Genomic DNA, 18,488 nt, shown 5'->3' with positions numbered 1-18,488 from the left:
GAACGCCGGCGGGCGGTGGTGTCAGAGGCGGCGGGTGGCGAGCGTCAGCCGGTCGCGGGCGTCGAACAGCGCGTCCTTGATCATCTGCTCGTGCCCCGGGGTGAGCCTGGCCACCGGGACCGAGCAGCTGATCGCGTCGCGCGCCGGGGTGCGGTAGGGGACCGCGATGCCGAAGCAGCGCAGCCCCAGGGTGTTCTCCTCGCGGTCCACCGCGTACCCCTGCTCCCGGATGGAGCGCAGCTCCTCGATGAGCTTCTCGCGGTCCGTGATGGTGTGCTCGGTCAGCGGCGGCAGGGTCTCGGGCAGCAGCGCGCGCACCTGCTCGTCGCTGTGCGTCGCGAGCAGCGCCTTGCCGAGCGAGGTGGAGTGCGCGGGCAGCCGGCGGCCGACGCGGGTGAACGGGCGCAGGTAGTGCTGGGACTGGCGGGTCGCGAGGTAGACCACGTTGGTGCCGTCGAGACGCGCGAGGTGGATGGTCTCGCTGGTGTCGTCCGACAGCCGGTCCAGGGTGGGCCGGGCCGCCGCGACGACCTCGTCCCCGTCGATGTACGAGGTGCCGACCAGCAGCGCCCGCACCCCGATCCCGTACCGGGTGCCGGTCGCGTCCGTCTCCACCCAGCCCAGCTCGACCAGCGTGCGCAGCAGCATGTAGAGGCTGGACTTGGGATAGCCGACCGCCTCCTGGACGGTCGCCAGGGAGTGCATCCCGGGACGCCCGGCGAAGTACTCGAGCAGTTCCACCGTCCGTACAGCGGACTTGACCTGCGCGCCACCGCTCTCCGCAGCCGACATCGTCACTCGCCCCTTCTCGCCACTCGACCGCCCGCCCTCGGGGCCCGGTCCTGACAGACCTTGACCGCGTGGAACGCGCGGAAATAGAGTCCCTGGAGATTCACTACCAGGAATCTTGTTCAGAATACCGAACGAATCCTGGGATCAGCAGTGGATGGCAGAGGCCCGGAGCACGCGTGGCCGGGCCGAGGTACGCGCAGTCGGGAAGGAAGCCGCGGTGGCAACAGCACCAGTCTGGAGTGTCGACCCCCGAACGGGAAAGTCACGTGAGCAGGTCGCGCACGAGGCCACGGCCGAAGAGGTGGACCTCGCGGTACGGGGCGCCCACGCCGCCGTCGCCGCGCTCGCCGACCGCACCACGCGCGCCGCGCTGCTGCGCAGGGCGGCCGACCTCCTCGACGGGGCGAGCGAGCACGTCATCGAGGCGGCGGACGCCGAGACCGCGCTCGGACCGGTCCGGCTCACCGGTGAACTCGCCCGTACGACCGCCCAGTTGCGAGCGTTCGCCGAGGTCGTGGACGAGGGCGCGTTCCTCGACGTGTACATCGACCACGCCGACGGCGAGCGCACCCCGCCGTGGCCGGACCTGCGTCGCTACAAGGTGCCGCTCGGTGTCGTCGCCGTCTACTCCGCGAGCAACTTCCCGCTCGCCTTCTCCGTGCCCGGCGGCGACACGGCGAGCGCGCTCGCGGCCGGCTGCCCGGTCGTCGTCAAGGCGCACCCCGACCACCCGGCCACCTCGGAACTGTGCGCCTCCCTGCTGCGCAGGGCGGCGGCCGAGGTCGGGCTCGACGAGAACGTGATCACACTTGTGCACGGCTTCGACGCGGGCGTCGGGCTGATCGGCCACCCGCTGGTGACCGCGGCCGGCTTCACCGGCTCGGTACGCGGCGGCCGTGCCCTCTTCGACGCGGCGGCCGCCCGGCCCACGCCCATCCCCTTCCACGGCGAGCTGGGCTCCCTCAACCCCGTCGTGATCACCGAGGCCGCCGCCGCCGAGCGCGCCGAGCAGATCGGCACCGGTCTCGCGGGCTCGATGGCCATGGGCGTCGGGCAGTTCTGCACCAAGCCCGGCTTCGTGCTCGCCCCGGCGGGGGAGCCCGGCGACCGGCTGCTCAAGACCCTGACGGCGGCCGTCAGCGAGACCGACCCCGGCGTGATGCTCGACCACCGGATGCGCGACGCCTTCGTCGCGGGCGTCGCCGAACGGGCCGCGCTCCCGGACGTCGACGCCCCGATCACCCCCGGCGCCGGCGGCGAACACACCGTCAGCGCGGGCTTCCTGACCCTGCCCGCCGCCCTGCTCGCGGCCGAGGGCCCGCACGACCTGCTGCTGGAGGAGTGCTTCGGCCCCGTCACGGTCGTCGCGCGCTACACCTCCGCCGACGAGATCACCTCGGTGCTCTCCCGCCTCCCCGGCAACCTCACCGCCACCCTTCAGATCTCCGAGGAGGAGGGCGCGGGCACCGTGCCCGGCGCCGCCGGACTGCTCGCCGCGCTCACCCCGCTGGCCGGCCGCGTCCTGGTCAACGGCTGGCCGACCGGTGTCGCCGTGGCCCCCGCCCAGCAGCACGGCGGCCCGTACCCGGCGACCACCTCCACCTCCACCTCGGTCGGCACCACGGCGATCGAACGCTGGCTGCGCCCCGTGTCGTACCAGTCCACGCCGGCCGCTCTGCTGCCGCCGGAGCTGCGCGACGACAACCCGCTGGACCTGCCGCGCCGGGTGGACGGCCGCAGGGAGAACTGACCGGGCCCGCGCGACGGCTCCGGTCGAGCGGTCGAACGGAGAGGTGGGGGGGGCGGCCGGGAACGGTCGCCCCCCCCACCTCTCCGTTCTTGTCCGTTCCCCCGGCCTCCCGGGCGGGTGGTGCCCATGTGGCGTTTCGGGCCGGGCGGTTGAAAGTAAAATCGGGCTAAGCTTAGGCTTACCTAAGAATGTGCGATCCGCCCCGGTGGGACGCCGTCCGTGCCGCCCAACGAAAACATGAAGGACCTTCCATGCCAGCTTGGTTCACTCGCGCGCGTCGCCGGACCGTCACCGTATCGGCCACCGCCACGGTCGCCGCTCTCACCCTCGTACTCGGTGGCTGCTCGTCGGACGGCTCGGAGTCCACCGGTTCGTCGTCGAAGGCGAAAAGCGCCGACGGCGCGTTCCCCGTCTCCATCAAGAGCGCGCTCGGAACGGCGGAGATCGACGAACAGCCCGAGCGCGTCGTCACCCTGGGCCAGGGCTCAGCCGAGACCGCCATCGCGCTCGGCCACACCCCGGTCGGTATCGAGAGCTACGAGTGGGGCAGCGACAAGACCGGCTACCTGCCGTGGATCCACGAGGCCGTGCAGAAGAACGGTGACAAGCTGCCCACCCAGTTCGCGGGCGGCGAGGACATCGACTTCGAGGCCATCACCGAGCTGGAACCCGATGTGATCCTCGCGCCCTGGTCCGGCATCACCCAGGAGCAGTACGACATCCTGTCGGACATCGCGCCGACCGTCGCCTACCCCAAGCTGGCGTGGAGCACGGACTGGGACGAGCAGATCGAGATCATAGCCAAGGCGCTCGGTGAGCCGGCCGAGGCGAAGACGCTCACCACGAAGATCGAGAAGCAGCTCGCCGACGCCGCCGCGACCCGGCCGAAGTACAAGGACGTCTCGTTCTCGTACATCTACACCTCCGGCCCCGGCACCCTCGGGGTGTTCCTGCCGGAGGAGCAGCGCGTGAAGATGGTCTCGTCGCTCGGCCTCACCCCCGACCCGGTGGTGAAGACGTTCAAGGAGACCGAGGGGACCGCCTCCGCGCTCATCGGCCTCGAAAACGCCGAGAAGCTCAAGGACAGCGACCTGGTCTTCACCTTCTACAGCGACGCCAAGACGAAGAAGGAGATCGAGGCGCAGAAGCTGTACGGAGCGATCCCCGCCGTCAAGCGCGGATCCGTGGTCGCCAGCAACGACAACTCCTTCGTCACCGCGTCGTCGATCATCAACCCGCTGACCGTACCGTGGGTCATCGACCGCTACCTGCCGCTGATCGACAAGGCCCTCACCACCCTCGACAAGTGACGGGTCGCACACGGCGATTGACTCGACTAGTAAGGCGTGTCGTAACCGGATGACCACCACCACACACGATCGGCCGAGCGGTGCCCGCGTCTCGCGCGCGGGGACCGCTCGGCTGGTGTACAGCCTGATCGCCGGGCTCGTCGTGCTCGTGCTCGCGATGCTCGCGAGCGTCATGTTCGGCAGCAGGACCACCTCGTTCGGCGACGTGGTGGACGCGCTGTCCGGCACGGCGGACCCGTATGTGACCACCGTCATCGAGAGCCGCTACCCGAGGACCGCGCTCGGGCTGCTCGCCGGGGTCTGTCTCGCCGTCGCGGGGACGCTCATGCAGGGCGTCACCCGCAACCCGCTGGCCGACCCCGGGCTGCTCGGGATCAACGCGGGCGCGGCGGCCGGCGTCGTCGCCGCCACCGCCTTCCTCGGCGCCTCCGGGACGACGGACACCATGTGGTGGGCGCTGCCCGGGGCGTTGCTCGCCGGGCTGCTCGTGCACGCCATCGGCTCGGCGGGCGCGAGCACGAGTCTGGTACGGCTCGTCCTCGCGGGTGCCGTGCTCTCCGCCGTGCTGATGGCGTTCATCCAGGCGGTGACCCTGAGCAGGCCGAATGTCTTCGACAGCTACCGGTACTGGGTCGTCGGCGCCCTCGGCGGCCGGGACTTCGACGTGTTCACCGCCGTCCTGCCGTTCGCCGCCGCCGGCCTGCTGCTCGCGCTGCTGCTCGGGCCCGGGCTCAACACGCTCGCGCTCGGCGACGAATCCGCCACCTCCCTCGGCGCCAACCCGGCCCTGCTGCGCGGTGGCGGCCTGATCGCGGCGACGCTGCTGAGCGCGGCGGCCACGGCGGCCGTCGGGCCCATCGCCTTCGTCGGCCTGGCGGTGCCGCACATCGTGAGGGCCCTGGTCGGCGTCGACTTCCGGGTCCAGATCGTGTTCTCCGCCGTCGTGGGACCGGCGCTGCTGCTGCTCGCCGACGTGGTGGGCCGGGTCGTGCTGCGCCCGCAGGAACTGATGGTCGGGGTGGTGACGGCGTTCATCGGGGCACCCGCGCTGCTCTTCGCCGTACGCAGGATGAGGGGGAACGCATGACGCCGCGCACACCGTCCGGCACGACGACGGAACGACCGGGCGGCACCGGACCGGCCGCCGGGGCCCGGGGCGGCAAGGGCGCCGGGGGGAGCACCGGCCCCGGCGGGACCCGAACGGCCGCCCCGCGCGGCTTCCTCACCCTCGGGGGCGCGGTCGCGCTGCCCGTGCGGCGGATCTCCGTCGTGATCGCGCTCGTCACCGTGGTGCTGCTCCTCGCGGCCGCGACCGCCACGCTCACCCTCGGCCGGCTCGGCGTCTCCCTCGCCGACCTCCCCGGCGCCCTGACGGGCGGCGCGCGCGGCAAGGACGCCTTCGTGCTGGAACGCCTGCGCGGCCCCCGCCTGGTCGTCGGCATCGGCACCGGCGCCGCGTTCGGGCTCTCCGGCGCGCTGTTCCAGTCGGTCACCCGCAACCCGCTCGGCAGCCCCGACGTGATCGGTCTCGGGGCCGGCGCCGGGGCGGGCGCCGCCATCGTCGCGCTGCTGCTGCCCGGCACCGTCCCGGTGTGGACGGGCGCGCTCGCCGGAGCCGCGCTCGCCATGGCGCTGGTGTACGTCTCGACGGGCAGCGGCTTCCGCAACCCCGGCCGGCTGGTGGTCGCCGGTATCGGCGTCGCCGCCATCGCCACGGCGGTCATCCAGTACGTCGTCTACGCCGTGGAGCGCGACAAGGCCGCCGTCCTCACCGCCTACGTCAACGGCAGCCTGGCGGCCCGCTCCTGGGACCACGCCACCACCATCTGGCTCGTCCTGCTGGTGGCGGCCCCGCTCACCGCCCTCATCGCGCGCCGGCTCTCCATCGGCGAGATGGGCGACGAGATCGCGGGCGGCCTCGGAGCCGAACCGCGCACCACGAAGACCCTCGCCGTACTGCTCTCCATCGTGCTCTCGGCGGGCGCCGTCAGCGTCGCGGGCCCCATCTCCTTCGTCGCCCTGACCGCGCCGCAGATCGCCAAGCGCCTCACCCGGGGCTCGGGCCCGCATCTGCTGCTCTCCGCCCTGATCGGCGCGTTGCTGCTGGTCCTCGCCGATCTCTGCGCGCAGCAGCTCCCCCTGTTCGAGAACCTGCCCGTCGGCATCTACACCATGGCCATCGGCGGGGTCTATCTCGGCTATCTGCTGCTCCGCGAGTGGCGCAAGGGAGTCCTGTGACCCCCAGAGGCACCGGTCGTATCAGCACATGAAGCGGGGGTAGTGGATGACTCCTTTCAGGTGACAGGAGGCCGGGACGGACGCCGGTGACGCTCCGCGTCGTGCAGCCTGATCCTCCTTCCGACCCCAGGAGTCATCGCACATGCGCACGCGCACCGCTCTGGTCGCCGCTCTCGGCGCCCTCACCCTGCTCGCCTCCGCCGCCGGGCCCGCCTCCGCCGCCGAGGGGGAATTCGGTTACGTCTACACGGGCCCCGACGGCCGGCCGCACGACGCGGCGCTGGTGGACGCCGCGAGCTGGATCTGCCTCACCATCCCCGGCGCGGCCGGCGAATATCTCCCGCCCGCCCACTCGCCCCGCAACCGCACCGACTCCCGGGCCACCCTCTTCACCGGTCCGGACTGCGACGGCGAGCGCTACACCCTGGCGCCCGGTGGCTCCGCGACCAGCCGGCTCAAGCTGCGCTCCGTCCTGTTCACCCCGGCCTTCGAACGGCCGTAGGACCGCCCGGCCGCTGTTTCAAGCGCCGTCCCCCACGGAAATCATGCGTCGCCGGGCCGCGAGGAAGGCCCGGCGACCGCACCGTACGACGCCGATCAGGAGACGGACCATGGACTACGAAATGCGCGCGGAATACGCGGACGGCCACCAGCCCCGCGACGCCGAGCCCCGGTTCGAGGTGTGGCACATGGTCCGGGCCGACGGGGTGACCGGTCTGTGCGGGCGGGACCTGGACCCGGACGCGGTCACACAGCCGGCCGACGCGTGGGGCACGGAGGCGGGCCGCCCGCTCTGCCACGCGTGCGGCGCGCTCTACATCCACCAGGTGCGCTGAAGGGCCCCGCGGAAGCGGAACAGGACACGGTCGGAACCGGCCCGGCGTGTCGCGAGAGTCCCGCCCAGGACCGCCGTCCCCGCCCGGTCCGGGGGAGGCCGGCGGCCCGCCACCGGCCGTGCCGGAGTGGAGCGCGGGGAATACGCGCAGGCCGGGGGCCATGTGTAAGCATCTCTTGGGGGCTCCCTTCAGCGATGCGTGATTGACCGGGTGGACCGGGGGTTCCAGGGTGGAGCCATGGAACCCCTGGGAGGCGCCGAGTTCGCGCCCGATTCGACGTATCTGAACACCTCCAGCTGCGGTCTGCTGCCGCGCCGGGCCGTCGCCGCCGTTCAGGCCCTCGCCGAGGCGAACGCGACCGGGCGGCGCGGCGACGGCGCCGGGAGCTTCGAGTCGCTGGCCGCCGCGCGGGCCTCGTTCGCCCGGCTGGCGGGGGTGGAGGCGGAGCGGGTCGCCCTGGGCAGCGCCGTCGCCGTCCATGTCGGGCTGATCGCCGCCTCGCTGAAGCCGGGAGCCGAAGTGCTGCTGCCCGAGGGGGAGTTCAGCTCCGTCGTCGCCCCGTTCGCGGTACGGGGCGATCTCAGGCCCCGGTACGTGCCCCTGGAGCGGCTGGCCGACGAGGTGCGGCCGGGGACCGCGCTGGTCGCCTTCTCCGCCGTCCAGTCGGCGGACGGCAGGCTGGCGGACCTGCCGGCGCTGCGGGAGGCCGCCGCAGCGCACGGGGCCCGTACGCTGCTGGACGCCAGCCAGTCGGCGGGCTGGCTGCCGCTGGACGCGGGGGCGTACGACTACACGGTCACCGGCGCGTTCAAATATCTGCTCTGCCCGCGCGGCACGTCCTTCCTCACCGTCTCCGAGGAGGCCCAGGAGTCGCTGACCCCGATCCACGCGGGGTGGCTCAACGGCGAGGCGCTCTGGGGCAGCAACTACGGGCCGGTCTCCCCGCTGAGCCCGACCGCGAGCCGCTACGACGAGGCGACCTCGTTCCTCTCGTACCACGGGGCCGAACAGTCCCTGGCGCTCCTGGAGGAGATCGGTGTCGAGCCGGTCCACACCCATGTCACGGCCCTCGCCGAGCGCTTCCGGGCCGGGCTCCGCTCCCTGGGGCAGGAGCCCGTCCCGGTCTCCGGCGGGTCCGCGATCGTCTCCGTACCGGGGCTGGAGCACCGCCATCCGGATCTCCGGCGGGCCGAGGTGTACGTCTCGCTGCGCGCGGGCTACGTGCGCGCCTCGTTCCACCTCTACAACACCGTCGCGGACGTGGACCGGGCGCTGGACGTGCTGGCGGGGTGAGGCGACGGGGGAGCGGACCTCCACCGGCCCGCTCCCGCCGCCGCTGTCCCCGCCCGCTCCCGGCTGCCCGCTCCCGCCTGTCCGTGTCCGCCGGTCCGTGTCCGCCGGTCCGTCAGAGGAACCTGCTCAGGAACGCCCGGGTGCGCGGGTTCGACGGGTGGTCCAGGACCTCATCGGGGGTGCCGTTCTCCAGGATCCGGCCGCCGTCCATGAAGACCACCCGGTCCGCGACCTCCCGCGCGAAGCCGACCTCGTGCGTCACCACGAGCATGGTGAGCCCGTCCCGCGCGAGGTCCCGCATCGTGGCCAGGACCTCCCCGACCAGCTCCGGGTCGAGCGCGCTGGTCGGCTCGTCGAAGAGCATCAGCTCGGGGCGCATCGCCAGGGCCCGCGCGATGGCGACGCGCTGCTGCTGGCCGCCGGAGAGCCGGCGGGGATAGTCGCCCGCCTTGTCGGAGAGGCCGACCCGCTCCAGCAGTTCCAGCGCCGTCGCACGTGCCTCGGCCTTCGGTGTGCGCAGCACACCGACCGGCGCCTCCATGATGTTGCCGAGGACCGTCAGATGCGGGAACAGGTTGAAGTGCTGGAACACCATGCCGATGTCACGGCGCTGCCGCGTCACCTCGCGGGGGCGCAGATGGTGCACGCGGTTGCCCGAGCGGCGGTGGCCGATGAGCTTGCCGCCGACGTGGATGGAGCCCGCGTCGATCTGTTCGAGGTGGTTGACGCAGCGCAGGAAGGTGGACTTGCCCGAGCCGGACGGGCCCAGCAGCACCACCACCTCGCCCGCGCGCACGTCGAGGTCGATCCCGCGCAGGACCTCCAGCTGCCCGAAGCTCTTGTGGACGTTCCGGGCCACGACGAGGGGCGGGCCACCGGCCGGGGTCCCCTCGGGGGCGGTCGTGGGACCGGCCGAGGGGGCTGTCGCCGTAGTGCGCTCGGTCATCGGGTCTCCTCCTGCTCCTGCGGCTGTGCCCCCGCTACGGTCGACGCCGCCGGCACCGGGCGCGCCGGCCGGCCGTGCCGCCGGAAGAACGCGAAGTCCCAGAAGCTCTGCGGGGTGTTCCGGGTCGAGCCACGGGCGTAGTACCGCTCGATGAACGACTGGCCGACGTAGAGCACGGACGTCATGACCAGGTACCAGAGGCAGGCCACCAGCAGCAGCGGGATGGTCTCGAAGGTGCGGTTGTAGATCGACTGCACGGTGTAGAGCAGATCGGCCAGGGCGATGACGCTCACCAGCGAGGTGGCCTTCATCATGTTGATGACCTGGCTGCCGGTCGGCGGCACGATGAACCGCATGGCCTGCGGCAGGATCACCCGCCGCAGCACCCGCGCCCGGCCCATGCCGAGCGCGGCGGCCGCCTCCGACTGGCCCTGGTCCACGCCGAGCAGCCCGCCGCGCACGATCTCCGCCATGTACGCGGCCTCGTTCAGCCCCAGGCCGAGGATGGCCGCGAACAGCGGGGTGATCAGGGAGTTGGTCTGCCCGCTGACGAACTCGGGGCCGAACGGAATCCCCAGGGAGATCCGGGGCAGCAGCGCCGACAGGTTGTACCAGAAGACGAGCTGCACCAGCACCGGGATACCGCGGAAGAACCAGACGTACGCCCCGCAGACCCCACTGAGCACCCGGTTGTCCGACATCCGGCCGACCGCGACCAGCACGCCGCCGACGATGCCGATGAGCATGGCCACGATGGTCAGTTCGATGGTCGTGGCGATGCCCTGGCCGATGACCTGGGCGCCGAAGTACGAACCGACCGTGTCCCATTCGAAGTTGGGGTTGGTCACCAGGAAGTGGACGAGCTGGGCGGCCAGCACGGCGAGGACAGCGACCGAGAGCCAGCGCAGCGGGTGGCGGACCCGGGCGGCGCCGGCCACGTCCACGGCCGGGACCGTAGCGGACCGTTCGCCGGCCGCCGGACCGCCCTTCCGGGCGTCCTTCTCCGCGGTGACGGGGGTGGGGGAGTGTGCGGTGGCCACGGGTGGCTCACCTCCTCACGGATGCGAGACGGATGGGGGACGGGAGGGTCAGGCGGCGCCGCCGAGGTTGACCCCCGGCTTGTCCAGCTCGTTATCGGACAGGCCCCACTTCTGCATGACGCGGCCGTACGTGCCGTTGTCCACCAGCTTCCGGATGCCCTTGAGCAGCACCTCGCGCAGCGGCGAGTCCTTGGCGACGACGGCGCCCTGGTACAGGTCGTCGAAGCCGTTCGACCGGCCGGTGCCGGTCAGCTCCAGGTCGCCCTTGGACTGCGAGACGAAGTAGGTGAGCGGCGCCTGCGAGGAGAAGAACGCGTCGGCGCGGCCGGAGCGCACGGCCAGGATGGAGCCGGGCTGGTCCTTGTAGGACTGGATCTTGACGGCGGCCTCGCCGTCCTTGACGCACTTCGTGGACTGCGCCTTGATCACGCCCTCCGCCGAACCGCCGCCCATGACGGCGATCCGCTGCCCGCAGGTGCTGTCCAGGTCCTCGATGGCGTGCGGATTGCCCTTGGGCACGGCGAAGACGACGAACTCCTTCACCCAGTCCACGAAGTCGTTGGAACCCTGCCGGTCCTTGAAGTCGCCGACCGGGCCGATCGCCATGTCGTAGCGGCCCGCCTTGATCCCGGTCAGCTCGCTGGGCAGACCGTCCGCCGTGACGTGCTCGATCGTGACGCCGAGGAGCTGTCCCAGCGCGACGGAGAGGTCGGCGGAGGCGCCGGTGAGGCTGTGCCCGTCCGAACCGGCGATCTCGTAGGGCGGGAAGGAACCGCCGTTGACCGAGATCAGCTTGCCCGACGTGCGGTTCTTCTCCGGCAGCAGGGCGTGCAGCGCCTTGTCCTCGGTCAGCTTCGTCCCGGCCGCCGCCGCGCCCGCCGAGCTGTCGCCGGTGGCGCCCTCGGCCTGGGGCGGGTTCGACCCGCAGCCGGCCAGGGCGAGGGAACAGGACAGCGCCGTGGCGACCGCCAGGGCCGCGCTCTTGGAGAATCTCATCTGTCGCATCAGTGGGCTCCGAGTGGGATGACGGTGGGGTCGACGGAGAACCGCCGGTTGGCGAGGACGGGCAGGGTCCTGCGGGCCGCCTCGGTCACGCCGGGATCGGCGTCCGTCCAGGTCAGACCGGGCGCGGCGGCGAGGCGGACGCGGACGGTACCCAGCGGGTCCACGATGAGGCTGTTGCCGATGTTGCGCGGGCCGCACTCACCGCTCGCCGCGACCCAGCAGGTGTTCTCCAGCGCGCGCGCCGCGATCATGATCTCCCAGTGCCGCTCCTTGGCCGGGCCGCGCACCCAGGCGGCGGGCAGCGCGAGCACCTCGGCGCCGGCGTCCACGAGCAGCCGCGCCAGCTCGGGGAAGCGGATGTCGTAGCAGGTCATCAGGCCGACCTTGGTGCCCGCCACTTCGACGATCACGGGCGGCTCGTCCGCCGGGCGGACGTTCGCCGACTCCTGGTCGCCGAAGGCGTCGTAGAGATGGAGCTTGCGATAGCGGGTGACCAGCTTCCCGTCCCGCAGCGCCACCAGGGTGTTGAACACCCGCCCGTCGTCGGACGGTTCGTGGATGCCGACGACGACGGTGGTGCGCAGCCCCTCGGTGGCGGCCCGCAGCGCGGTGACGAACGGCCCGTTCAGCGGCTGGGCGACCTCCCTGATGCGGTGGCGGTCCTCGGTGAAGCGGGCCAGGACGCCTTCGGGGAGGACGAGCAGATCCGCCCCGCCCCGCTCCGCCTCGGCGGTGAGGTCCAGGCAGGCGGCGAGGTTGTCCTTCCAGTCGGGGGTGGCGGCGAACTGTCCGACGGCAATGCGCATGGTGTGGGCTCCGGGTGCGATCAGTTGGCGGGTACGGCGGCGGGGCCGGCCGGGACGGTGGCGACGGGTCCGGTCGCGGCGGCCGGGTCCGAGGACGCGGCGTCGCGGCCCGGCGCGGTGTCCGGTATCCGTACCGTCGCGAGGCCGGGGTCCGGGAAGACCACCCCCGGGTCGATCGGCTCGGGCCAGATGCCCTGCGCGGACAGCTCGGCGCAGAAGGCCCGGACCATCGCGGCGTTGGGCTCGGACCCGTACGGCATCCAGTCGCCGTCGAAGGTCCGTGCCGCGTCGGTCAGTTCGTGCAGCACCCACGGGGTGGTGTCGGCGAGCAGCCGGCGGCGGGCGACCCAGCGGCGCTTGGACCGCTCCAGCGCCGTGAGCAGCGCGGCGGGCAGAGCGGGGTGCGCCTCGACGGTCTCCCGCTTCAGGGTGACGAGATGGATTCCCGGGACGAACCCGGTGGACTCCCAGTAGGCGCGCTCGGCGGCCCGGTGGTCGTCGAGGAGGTGGCGGAAACGGCTGTTGCGGCTGAACAGCTCCTGGGGCATGAACGGGGTGAGGATCGCGTCCAGCCGCTGCGCGGCCAGCTCCTCCTCCAGCGATTCGCCCTCGGCCATGGCCGAGACGTTCGGCGGGAGCGGCCTGCTGCCCAGCCGGTCCTTGCCCGACTCCCCGGCCGTCAGCGGCCCCACCCGCCACTCGATCCCGGTGAGGTCCACGCCCTCGGCGCGCAGCAGGGCGCGGGTCCAGGTGTTCCCCGAGTCCGGCCAGCCGGAGAGCCCGATCCGGGCCCCGGCGAGCTGGTCGAAGGAGCGCAGCGGGCTGTCGGCGCGGACCAGGACACACCGGTGCCGGAAGCCGCGCATGATGAACGCGGGCAGGCCGACCAGCCGGTCGTCACCGGCCGCGCGGGCCTGGACGTAGCGGCTGAAAGAGGTCTCGCCGCCGTCCAGTCCCGGTTCCGCGAGTACGTCGGGAGTCACGCCCCGCGAGTCGACGCGGACCGTGAAGCCCTCCACGTCCACCAGGCCGGAGGCCAGCGGTACGAGATGGTCCCAATCGCGAAGGCCCAGATGGATCACGGGAGTTGACACAGCAGACACTCCTAGCATTCCGTACAGTCATCGCACTTCGTATATAAACCGCATTCGGCCGTGCGATGGCTGGAACACTATTGTTCAGCGATAGGCCAAACAAGAGTTGGTTTGTTTCCGAACATAAATTTTCCATGCCGTAACCTACGGAACGCGGGTCCGGATCCGGCCCGCGCGAGGGCCGGAAGGGGACCCGGCGGGCAGCCGGGCGAGGGGCGGGGCGATGCAGGAGAACGCGACGGGCAAGGACTGGGCGGCCGGACCGCAGGGCGCGGCGCGGCTGGCCGGACGCATCCCCGACCCCAGCGCGCGCGGGGTCGCCGCCGCCATGACCGACCTCATCCGCTCCGGGGAGCTGGCGCCCGGCAGCGGCCTGCCGACCGTGCGCGGACTCGCCGTCGAACTGGGGGTCAGCCCCGGCACGGTGGCGGACGCCTGGTCGGTGCTGCGCAGACACCGCATGATCACCACCCTCGGGCGGCGCGGCAGCGTCGTCAGCGGCCCGCCGAGCGTCCCGCACCCGGCCCGCTTCGAACGCGTCGGCGACCTCGGCTCCCATCTCACCCTGGACCTCGCGGTCGCCGCCCCTGACCCCGCGCTGCTGCCGCCGCTGGCGGACGCGCTGCTGGCCGGCGCCCGTACACCACGGCTCAACGACTACTCGCGTACGGCCATCACCGACGCCCTGCTGGACGCCGTACGGGACACCTGGCCGTTCCCTGCCGAGGCGTGGACGGCGGTGGGCGGCGGGTACGAGGGCGTCCAGCTGCTCTGCCAGGCGCTGATCGTGCCGGGGGACCGGGTCGCCGTGGAGGACCCGACCGCCGCCCGGCTGCTGGACATCCTGGAGGCGCTCGACGCGCAGATCGTGCCGGTCGCCTGTGACGCCGAAGGCCCGCTCCCCGACTCCCTCGCCCGCGCGCTGGAGCAGCGGCCCGCGCTCTTCCTGCACCAGTCACGGGCACAGGCGCCGTGCGGCTGGACGGTCGGCGAGGGCCGCGCCGCCGCGCTGGCGGCGGTCCTGGAGACCGCCCCGAACGTGGTGGTCCTGGAGGACGACGGTATCGGCCCGCTCGCCCAGGACCCGGTCGCGAGCATCGGCGGGCACCTGCCCGGACGGACGGTCCTGGTCCGCTCGTACTCCAAGGCGTACGGACCCGATCTGCGCATCGGAGTCGTGGGCGGCCCCCGCGAGATCGTCGAACGGGCCCGGGTGCTGCGCACCTTCGGTACGGGGTGGACCAGCCGGATCCTCCAGGACGCGCTGGCCCATCTGCTCACCGACGAGGGCGCGGTCCGTACCGTGCGGACCGCCGCCCACCGCTACGGCGAGCGCCGGAGCGGCCTCGCCGAGCGGCTCGCGCGCCGGGGCGTGCCCACCGGGAACCGGGACGGGCTGATGCTCTGGGTGCCGGTGGCGGACGAGGCGTCCGCGCTGGTCACGCTGGCGGCCAGGGGCGTCACGGTGTCACCGGGCAGCCGCTTCTGCGTCGCGTACTCCCGCCCCCATGTGCGGATCGCGACCAGCAGACTGACGGACGACGCGCACGCGCTCGACGAGACGGCCACCCTGATCGCCCTCGCGGCCACGGCGTCGGCGGACCGGCTGCACTGACACCGGCCGCGCGGGTACGGGACCGGCGGGTACGGATGGGCGGCGGGTACGGATGGGCGGGTACGGATGGGCCGCATCCGCCGGAGCATCCGGGGCACGGTCGAGGCGAGGGCTCCGGGTCCGTCGACCTGACCGGACACGCGGGCGCGGGGCCGGTCAAGACGACCGGCCCCGCGCCACCGCGTACCCACCTCCGGCGTCAGCGCACCGGTGTGAAGTCCCGCGCCCCGATGAACTCCGGCCGGGGGACCGGCGCCGCGAACGGCTCGACCGCCGTGTTCTCCACGCTGTTGAAGACGATGAAGACATTGCTGCGCGGGTAGGGCGTGATGTTGTCGCCCGAGCCGTGCATGCAGTTGCAGTCGAACCACGTCGCCGAACCGGCCTTGCCCGTGAAGAGCTTGATGCCGTGCTGACCGGCGAGCGCGGTCAGCGCCTCGTCCGACGGCGTACCGGCGTCCTGCATCTGGAGCGACTTCTTGTAGTTGTCGCGCGGTGTCTCGCCCGCGCAGCCGAGGAACGACTTGTGCGACCCCGGCATGATCATCAGGCCGCCGTTGGTGTCATAGTTCTCGGTCAGCGCGATGGAGACGGAGACCGCCCGCATGTTCGGCAGACCGTCCTCGGCGTGCCAGGTCTCGAAGTCCGAGTGCCAGTAGAACCCCGAGGCCCCGAAACCGGGCTTGACGTTGATCCGCGTCTGGTGGACGTAGACGTCCGACCCGAGGATCTGGCGGGCGCGGCCCACCACCCGCTCGTCGCGCACGAGGCCGGCGAAGACCTCGCTCAGCCGGTGGATCTCGAAGACCGACCGCACATCCCCGGACGACGGCTCGATGATGGAGCGCTCGTCCGCCCGTACCGCCGGGTCGTTGATCAGCCGCTCCAGCTCGGCGCCGTAGAGCGCGACCTCGTCGGGGCCGATCAGCTGGTCGATGGCGAGGAAACCGTCCCGCTCGAACGAGCCGAGGTCCACCGGGTCGATGGGGCCCGGCGCGTCGGGCGCGGACCACACGACGGGGTCCTGGCGCGGGGTGGTCACCTCGCCGACTCCCCGGGTCGGGTACAGGTCGGTGCGTACGGGGGTGGTGGTCATGGTCAGCCCTCCTCGGTCAGCAGCGGGTAGACGCCGTTCTCGTCGTGGTCCTCCCGCCCGGTCACCGGCGGGTTGAAGACGCACACGCAGCGGAAATCGGTCTTCGGGCGGAGCGTGTGGTGCTCGTGCCCGTTCAGCAGATACATCGTGCCGGGTTCGATCCAGTGGGTCTCGCCGGTCTCGTCGTCGGTCAGCTCGGCCTCGCCCTCGACGCAGAGCACGGCCTCGATGTGGTTGGCGTACCACATCGACGTCTCCGTGCCCGCGTACAGGATCGTCTCGTGCAGGGAGAAGCCGACCTTCTCCTTGGCGAGCACGATGCGCTTGCTCTCCCAGGTGCCCGACGCCGACTTCACATGGCGGTCGGTGTTCTCGATGTCCTTGAACGATCGGACGATCACAGTGGGTCGACCCTTTCTCTCGTGCTTCTCTCGTGCGCTTCGGTGCGCTTCTTCTCTTTCGCGTGCTGCCCCTCGACCCTTCGCCCCTGGCCCTGCCGGCTCGCGCCGGCGTGGCTCAGGCGGTGGCGGTGTCGCGCACCGCGCGGGCCACCGTGCGCAGACCCTCGTCCAGCTCGTCGGCGGTGATGGTCAGCGGCGGCAGCAGCTTGACGACCTCGCTCTGCGGGCCCGAGGTCTCCAGCAGCAGACCCAGCTCGAAGGCGCGGGCGCAGACGGCGGAGGCCCGCTTCTTGTCGGCGAACTCCAGCCCCCAGACCAGGCCGCGGCCGCGGAACGTGGGGACGTCACCGGTGGCCTCCGCGCTGATCGACAGGAGCGCCCGCTCGACCTGCTCGCCCCGGGCGATGGTCTGCTTCTCCATCTGGCCGTCGGCCCAGTACGTGTTGAGCGCGGCGGCGGCGGTGACGAAGGCCGGGTTGTTGCCCCGGAAGGTGCCGTTGTGCTCGCCCGGCTCCCAGATGTCGAGTTCCGGGTTGAAGAGGCAGAGGGACATAGGGAGCCCGTACCCGCTGATCGACTTCGAAAGCGTCACGATGTCCGGTGTGATGCCCGCCTCCTCGAAGGAGAAGAAGGCACCGGTACGGCCGCACCCCATCTGGATGTCGTCCACGATCAGCAGCATGTCCTGGCGGTGACACAGGTCGGCGAGCGCGCGCAGCCAGTCGGGATGGGCGACATTGATGCCGCCCTCGCCCTGGATGGTCTCGACGATCACGGCGGCGGGCTTGTTGAGCCCGGACCCCTGGTCCTCCAGCAGCCGCTCGAACCAGAGGAAGTCCGGCGTCTGGCCGTCCAGGTAGTTGTCGAACGGCATCGGGGTGCCGTGCACCAGCGGGATACCTGCTCCGGCGCGCTTGAACGCGTTGCCGGTGACGGCGAGCGAGCCCAGCGACATGCCGTGGAAGGCGTTGGTGAACGAGACGATCGACTCGCGGCCCTTGACCTTGCGGGCCAGCTTCAGCGCGGACTCGACCGCGTTGGTGCCGGTCGGGCCGGGGAACATCACCTTGTACGGCAGGTCGCGCGGTCGCAGCACCACGTTCTGGAAGGACTCCAGGAAGGCGCGTTTCGCGGTCGTGGCCATGTCCAGGCCGTGGGTGATGCCGTCACGCTCGATGTAGTCGATCAGCGCGCGTTTCAGGACCGGGTTGTTGTGGCCGTAGTTGAGTGAGCCGGCGCCGGCGAAGAAGTCCAGATAGCTGTGGCCGTCCTCGTCGGTGAGCCGGGCGCCCTGCGCGCGGTCGAACACGGCGGGCCAGCCGCGGCAGTAGCTGCGGACCTCGGACTCAAGGGTTTCGAAGACGCTCAGTGCGGGCGGGGTGATGGTCACGGGAATCTCCAGCCATGGGGTGTGGGAGAAGTGCGGGGAAGCGCTCGGACGACCGGGACACGGACCGGCCCGAGGTGGAGCGGACGCGTGTCGACCGGAGCGTGCGCCCATCGGGGTGGGCGGGCACACGTCGGCCCGGGGGCGGGGGCCTGCGGCCCACGACCCCGGGACGGCCCTGTCAGGGCGAGAGCGGTCCGATGCGGTACAGCACCTCCGGCTGGTGCACCCCGTCGGGGAACAGCCCGCCGTCGAAGAGGACCTCGCGCTCCAGCCGCGCGCCGTGGCGCGCCGCGTACGCGGTGAACAGCCGGTCCGAGGCGGTGTTGTCGGGGGTCACGGTCGTCTCGACGGCGGTGACTCCCAGCTCGTCGGTGACCCGGGCGGTCAGCTCGTCCAGCAGCGTGCCGGCGAGCCCCTTCCCGCGCTGGGCGCTGTCGACGGCCACCTGCCAGACGACGAGGGCCTCGGGACGCTCGGGCCGGACGTACCCCGTGACGAACGCGATCGGCGCTCCGCCGTCGTCGCGGGCGACGAGGGAGGTGGCGGCGAAGTCACGGCACCAGAGCAAATAGCTGTACGAGGAGTTGAGGTCCAGGACCTCGGAGTCGCGGGCGATGCGCCAGATCGCGGCTCCGTCCTCCACTCGCGGGGTGTCGATCGTGCGGTGTCGGTTGAATTCGCTTCGGGCGCCTGCAAGGTCTGCTTGTGCGGCGGTCATACGCATTGAATTTACCGAGCAAATTCAAAACATGCATCTTCTGGAGGGGTTGGGTGAGAAGCGGCTCTGTGTTATCACGCGGGCGCGGGCACCGCTGTCGCCCTGACCAAAACTGGGGTACTATACGCCGAAATAAGGGGCAAAGCGGGCGTGATCGT

Annotated in this window: 18 protein-coding genes; 8 read left to right on the top strand and 10 right to left on the bottom strand. The window is 71.8% G+C overall.

All coding sequences use genetic code 11. The features are described from left to right. Positions 1-21 precede the first annotated feature (21 nt). A complete protein-coding gene (locus tag ACFY6S_RS07900; protein WP_329069518.1) occupies positions 22-792 on the bottom strand; it encodes an IclR family transcriptional regulator in 771 nt (256 codons plus the stop codon). Between the two features lie 217 nt (positions 793-1,009). Between ACFY6S_RS07900 and ACFY6S_RS07895 the strand changes: the two genes are divergently transcribed. The 7 genes from ACFY6S_RS07895 to ACFY6S_RS07865 all read left to right on the top strand — a co-directional run bounded on the left by ACFY6S_RS07895 (position 1,010) and on the right by ACFY6S_RS07865 (position 8,219). Then, positions 1,010-2,542 carry an aldehyde dehydrogenase (NADP(+)) gene (locus ACFY6S_RS07895; RefSeq protein ID WP_388820094.1) on the top strand — a complete coding sequence of 511 codons (1,533 nt, stop codon included), beginning with the start codon at positions 1,010-1,012 and terminating at the stop codon, positions 2,540-2,542. A 251-nt stretch (positions 2,543-2,793) separates the two neighbouring features. Next, entirely contained in the window at positions 2,794-3,852 is a 1,059-nt protein-coding gene (locus ACFY6S_RS07890) for an iron-siderophore ABC transporter substrate-binding protein (RefSeq protein ID WP_388820091.1), read from the top strand. A gap of 49 nt (positions 3,853-3,901) precedes the next feature. After that, entirely contained in the window at positions 3,902-4,939 is a 1,038-nt protein-coding gene (locus tag ACFY6S_RS07885) for a FecCD family ABC transporter permease (protein ID WP_388820088.1), read from the top strand. Further along, a complete protein-coding gene (locus ACFY6S_RS07880; RefSeq protein WP_388820085.1) occupies positions 4,936-6,090 on the top strand; it encodes a FecCD family ABC transporter permease in 1,155 nt (384 codons plus the stop codon). Before ACFY6S_RS07885 ends, ACFY6S_RS07880 begins: the two co-directional genes overlap by 4 nt. 142 nt (positions 6,091-6,232) lie before the next feature. Then, positions 6,233-6,592, top strand: coding sequence for a hypothetical protein (locus ACFY6S_RS07875; protein WP_388820082.1), 360 nt, complete (start codon positions 6,233-6,235; stop codon positions 6,590-6,592). Between the two features lie 109 nt (positions 6,593-6,701). Beyond that, the gene (locus ACFY6S_RS07870; protein WP_388820079.1) at positions 6,702-6,926 is read left to right on the top strand and encodes a hypothetical protein; all 225 of its coding nucleotides are present in this window, start codon (positions 6,702-6,704) and stop codon (positions 6,924-6,926) included. Between the two features lie 237 nt (positions 6,927-7,163). Further along, positions 7,164-8,219 (top strand): aminotransferase class V-fold PLP-dependent enzyme, encoded by a 1,056-nt coding sequence (locus ACFY6S_RS07865; RefSeq protein WP_388820076.1) that lies wholly within the window; start codon positions 7,164-7,166, stop codon positions 8,217-8,219. Between the two features lie 112 nt (positions 8,220-8,331). Here the strand turns inward: ACFY6S_RS07865 and ACFY6S_RS07860 are convergent, their stop codons facing one another. The 5 genes from ACFY6S_RS07860 to ACFY6S_RS07840 are packed head-to-tail and all read right to left on the bottom strand — an operon-like array spanning position 8,332 to position 13,110. Beyond that, entirely contained in the window at positions 8,332-9,165 is an 834-nt protein-coding gene (locus tag ACFY6S_RS07860; protein WP_388820073.1) for an amino acid ABC transporter ATP-binding protein, read from the bottom strand. Further along, entirely contained in the window at positions 9,162-10,205 is a 1,044-nt protein-coding gene (locus tag ACFY6S_RS07855) for an amino acid ABC transporter permease (protein ID WP_388820070.1), read from the bottom strand. The genes ACFY6S_RS07860 and ACFY6S_RS07855 overlap by 4 nt, the downstream gene beginning before the upstream one ends. Before the next feature lie 48 nt (positions 10,206-10,253). Beyond that, a complete protein-coding gene (locus ACFY6S_RS07850) occupies positions 10,254-11,210 on the bottom strand; it encodes an ABC transporter substrate-binding protein (RefSeq protein ID WP_388820067.1) in 957 nt (318 codons plus the stop codon). Then, on the bottom strand, positions 11,210-12,016 hold the full coding sequence (locus ACFY6S_RS07845; RefSeq protein WP_388820064.1) for a deaminated glutathione amidase: 807 nt from the start codon (positions 12,014-12,016) through the stop codon (positions 11,210-11,212). The genes ACFY6S_RS07850 and ACFY6S_RS07845 overlap by 1 nt, the downstream gene beginning before the upstream one ends. Positions 12,017-12,036: 20 nt before the next feature. Beyond that, entirely contained in the window at positions 12,037-13,110 is a 1,074-nt protein-coding gene (locus tag ACFY6S_RS07840; protein ID WP_388820061.1) for a hypothetical protein, read from the bottom strand. Between the two features lie 223 nt (positions 13,111-13,333). Here ACFY6S_RS07840 and ACFY6S_RS07835 point away from each other — a divergent pair, with 223 nt between their 5' ends. Next, positions 13,334-14,725 (top strand): aminotransferase class I/II-fold pyridoxal phosphate-dependent enzyme, encoded by a 1,392-nt coding sequence (locus ACFY6S_RS07835; protein WP_388820058.1) that lies wholly within the window; start codon positions 13,334-13,336, stop codon positions 14,723-14,725. 199 nt (positions 14,726-14,924) lie between these two features. Here ACFY6S_RS07835 and thpD read toward each other — a convergent pair whose 3' ends face one another. From thpD to ectA, 4 genes are all read right to left on the bottom strand, one after another. Beyond that, positions 14,925-15,827 (bottom strand): ectoine hydroxylase, encoded by a 903-nt coding sequence (gene thpD / locus ACFY6S_RS07830; RefSeq protein ID WP_388821533.1) that lies wholly within the window; start codon positions 15,825-15,827, stop codon positions 14,925-14,927. Continuing rightward, complete coding sequence (locus tag ACFY6S_RS07825; RefSeq protein ID WP_388820055.1) at positions 15,824-16,222, bottom strand: ectoine synthase; 399 nt, start codon at positions 16,220-16,222, stop codon at positions 15,824-15,826. Before ACFY6S_RS07825 ends, thpD begins: the two co-directional genes overlap by 4 nt. A 115-nt stretch (positions 16,223-16,337) precedes the next feature. Next, the gene (gene ectB, locus ACFY6S_RS07820; protein WP_388820052.1) at positions 16,338-17,612 is read right to left on the bottom strand and encodes a diaminobutyrate--2-oxoglutarate transaminase; all 1,275 of its coding nucleotides are present in this window, start codon (positions 17,610-17,612) and stop codon (positions 16,338-16,340) included. Positions 17,613-17,790: 178 nt separating this feature from the next. Then, the gene (gene ectA / locus ACFY6S_RS07815) at positions 17,791-18,330 is read right to left on the bottom strand and encodes a diaminobutyrate acetyltransferase (protein ID WP_388820049.1); all 540 of its coding nucleotides are present in this window, start codon (positions 18,328-18,330) and stop codon (positions 17,791-17,793) included. Positions 18,331-18,488 lie beyond the last annotated feature (158 nt).

The organism is Streptomyces sp. NPDC012835, from assembly GCF_042900885.1.
GTDB lineage: Bacteria > Actinomycetota > Actinomycetes > Streptomycetales > Streptomycetaceae > Streptomyces.
This window is presented reverse-complemented; position numbering and strand designations above follow the sequence as displayed.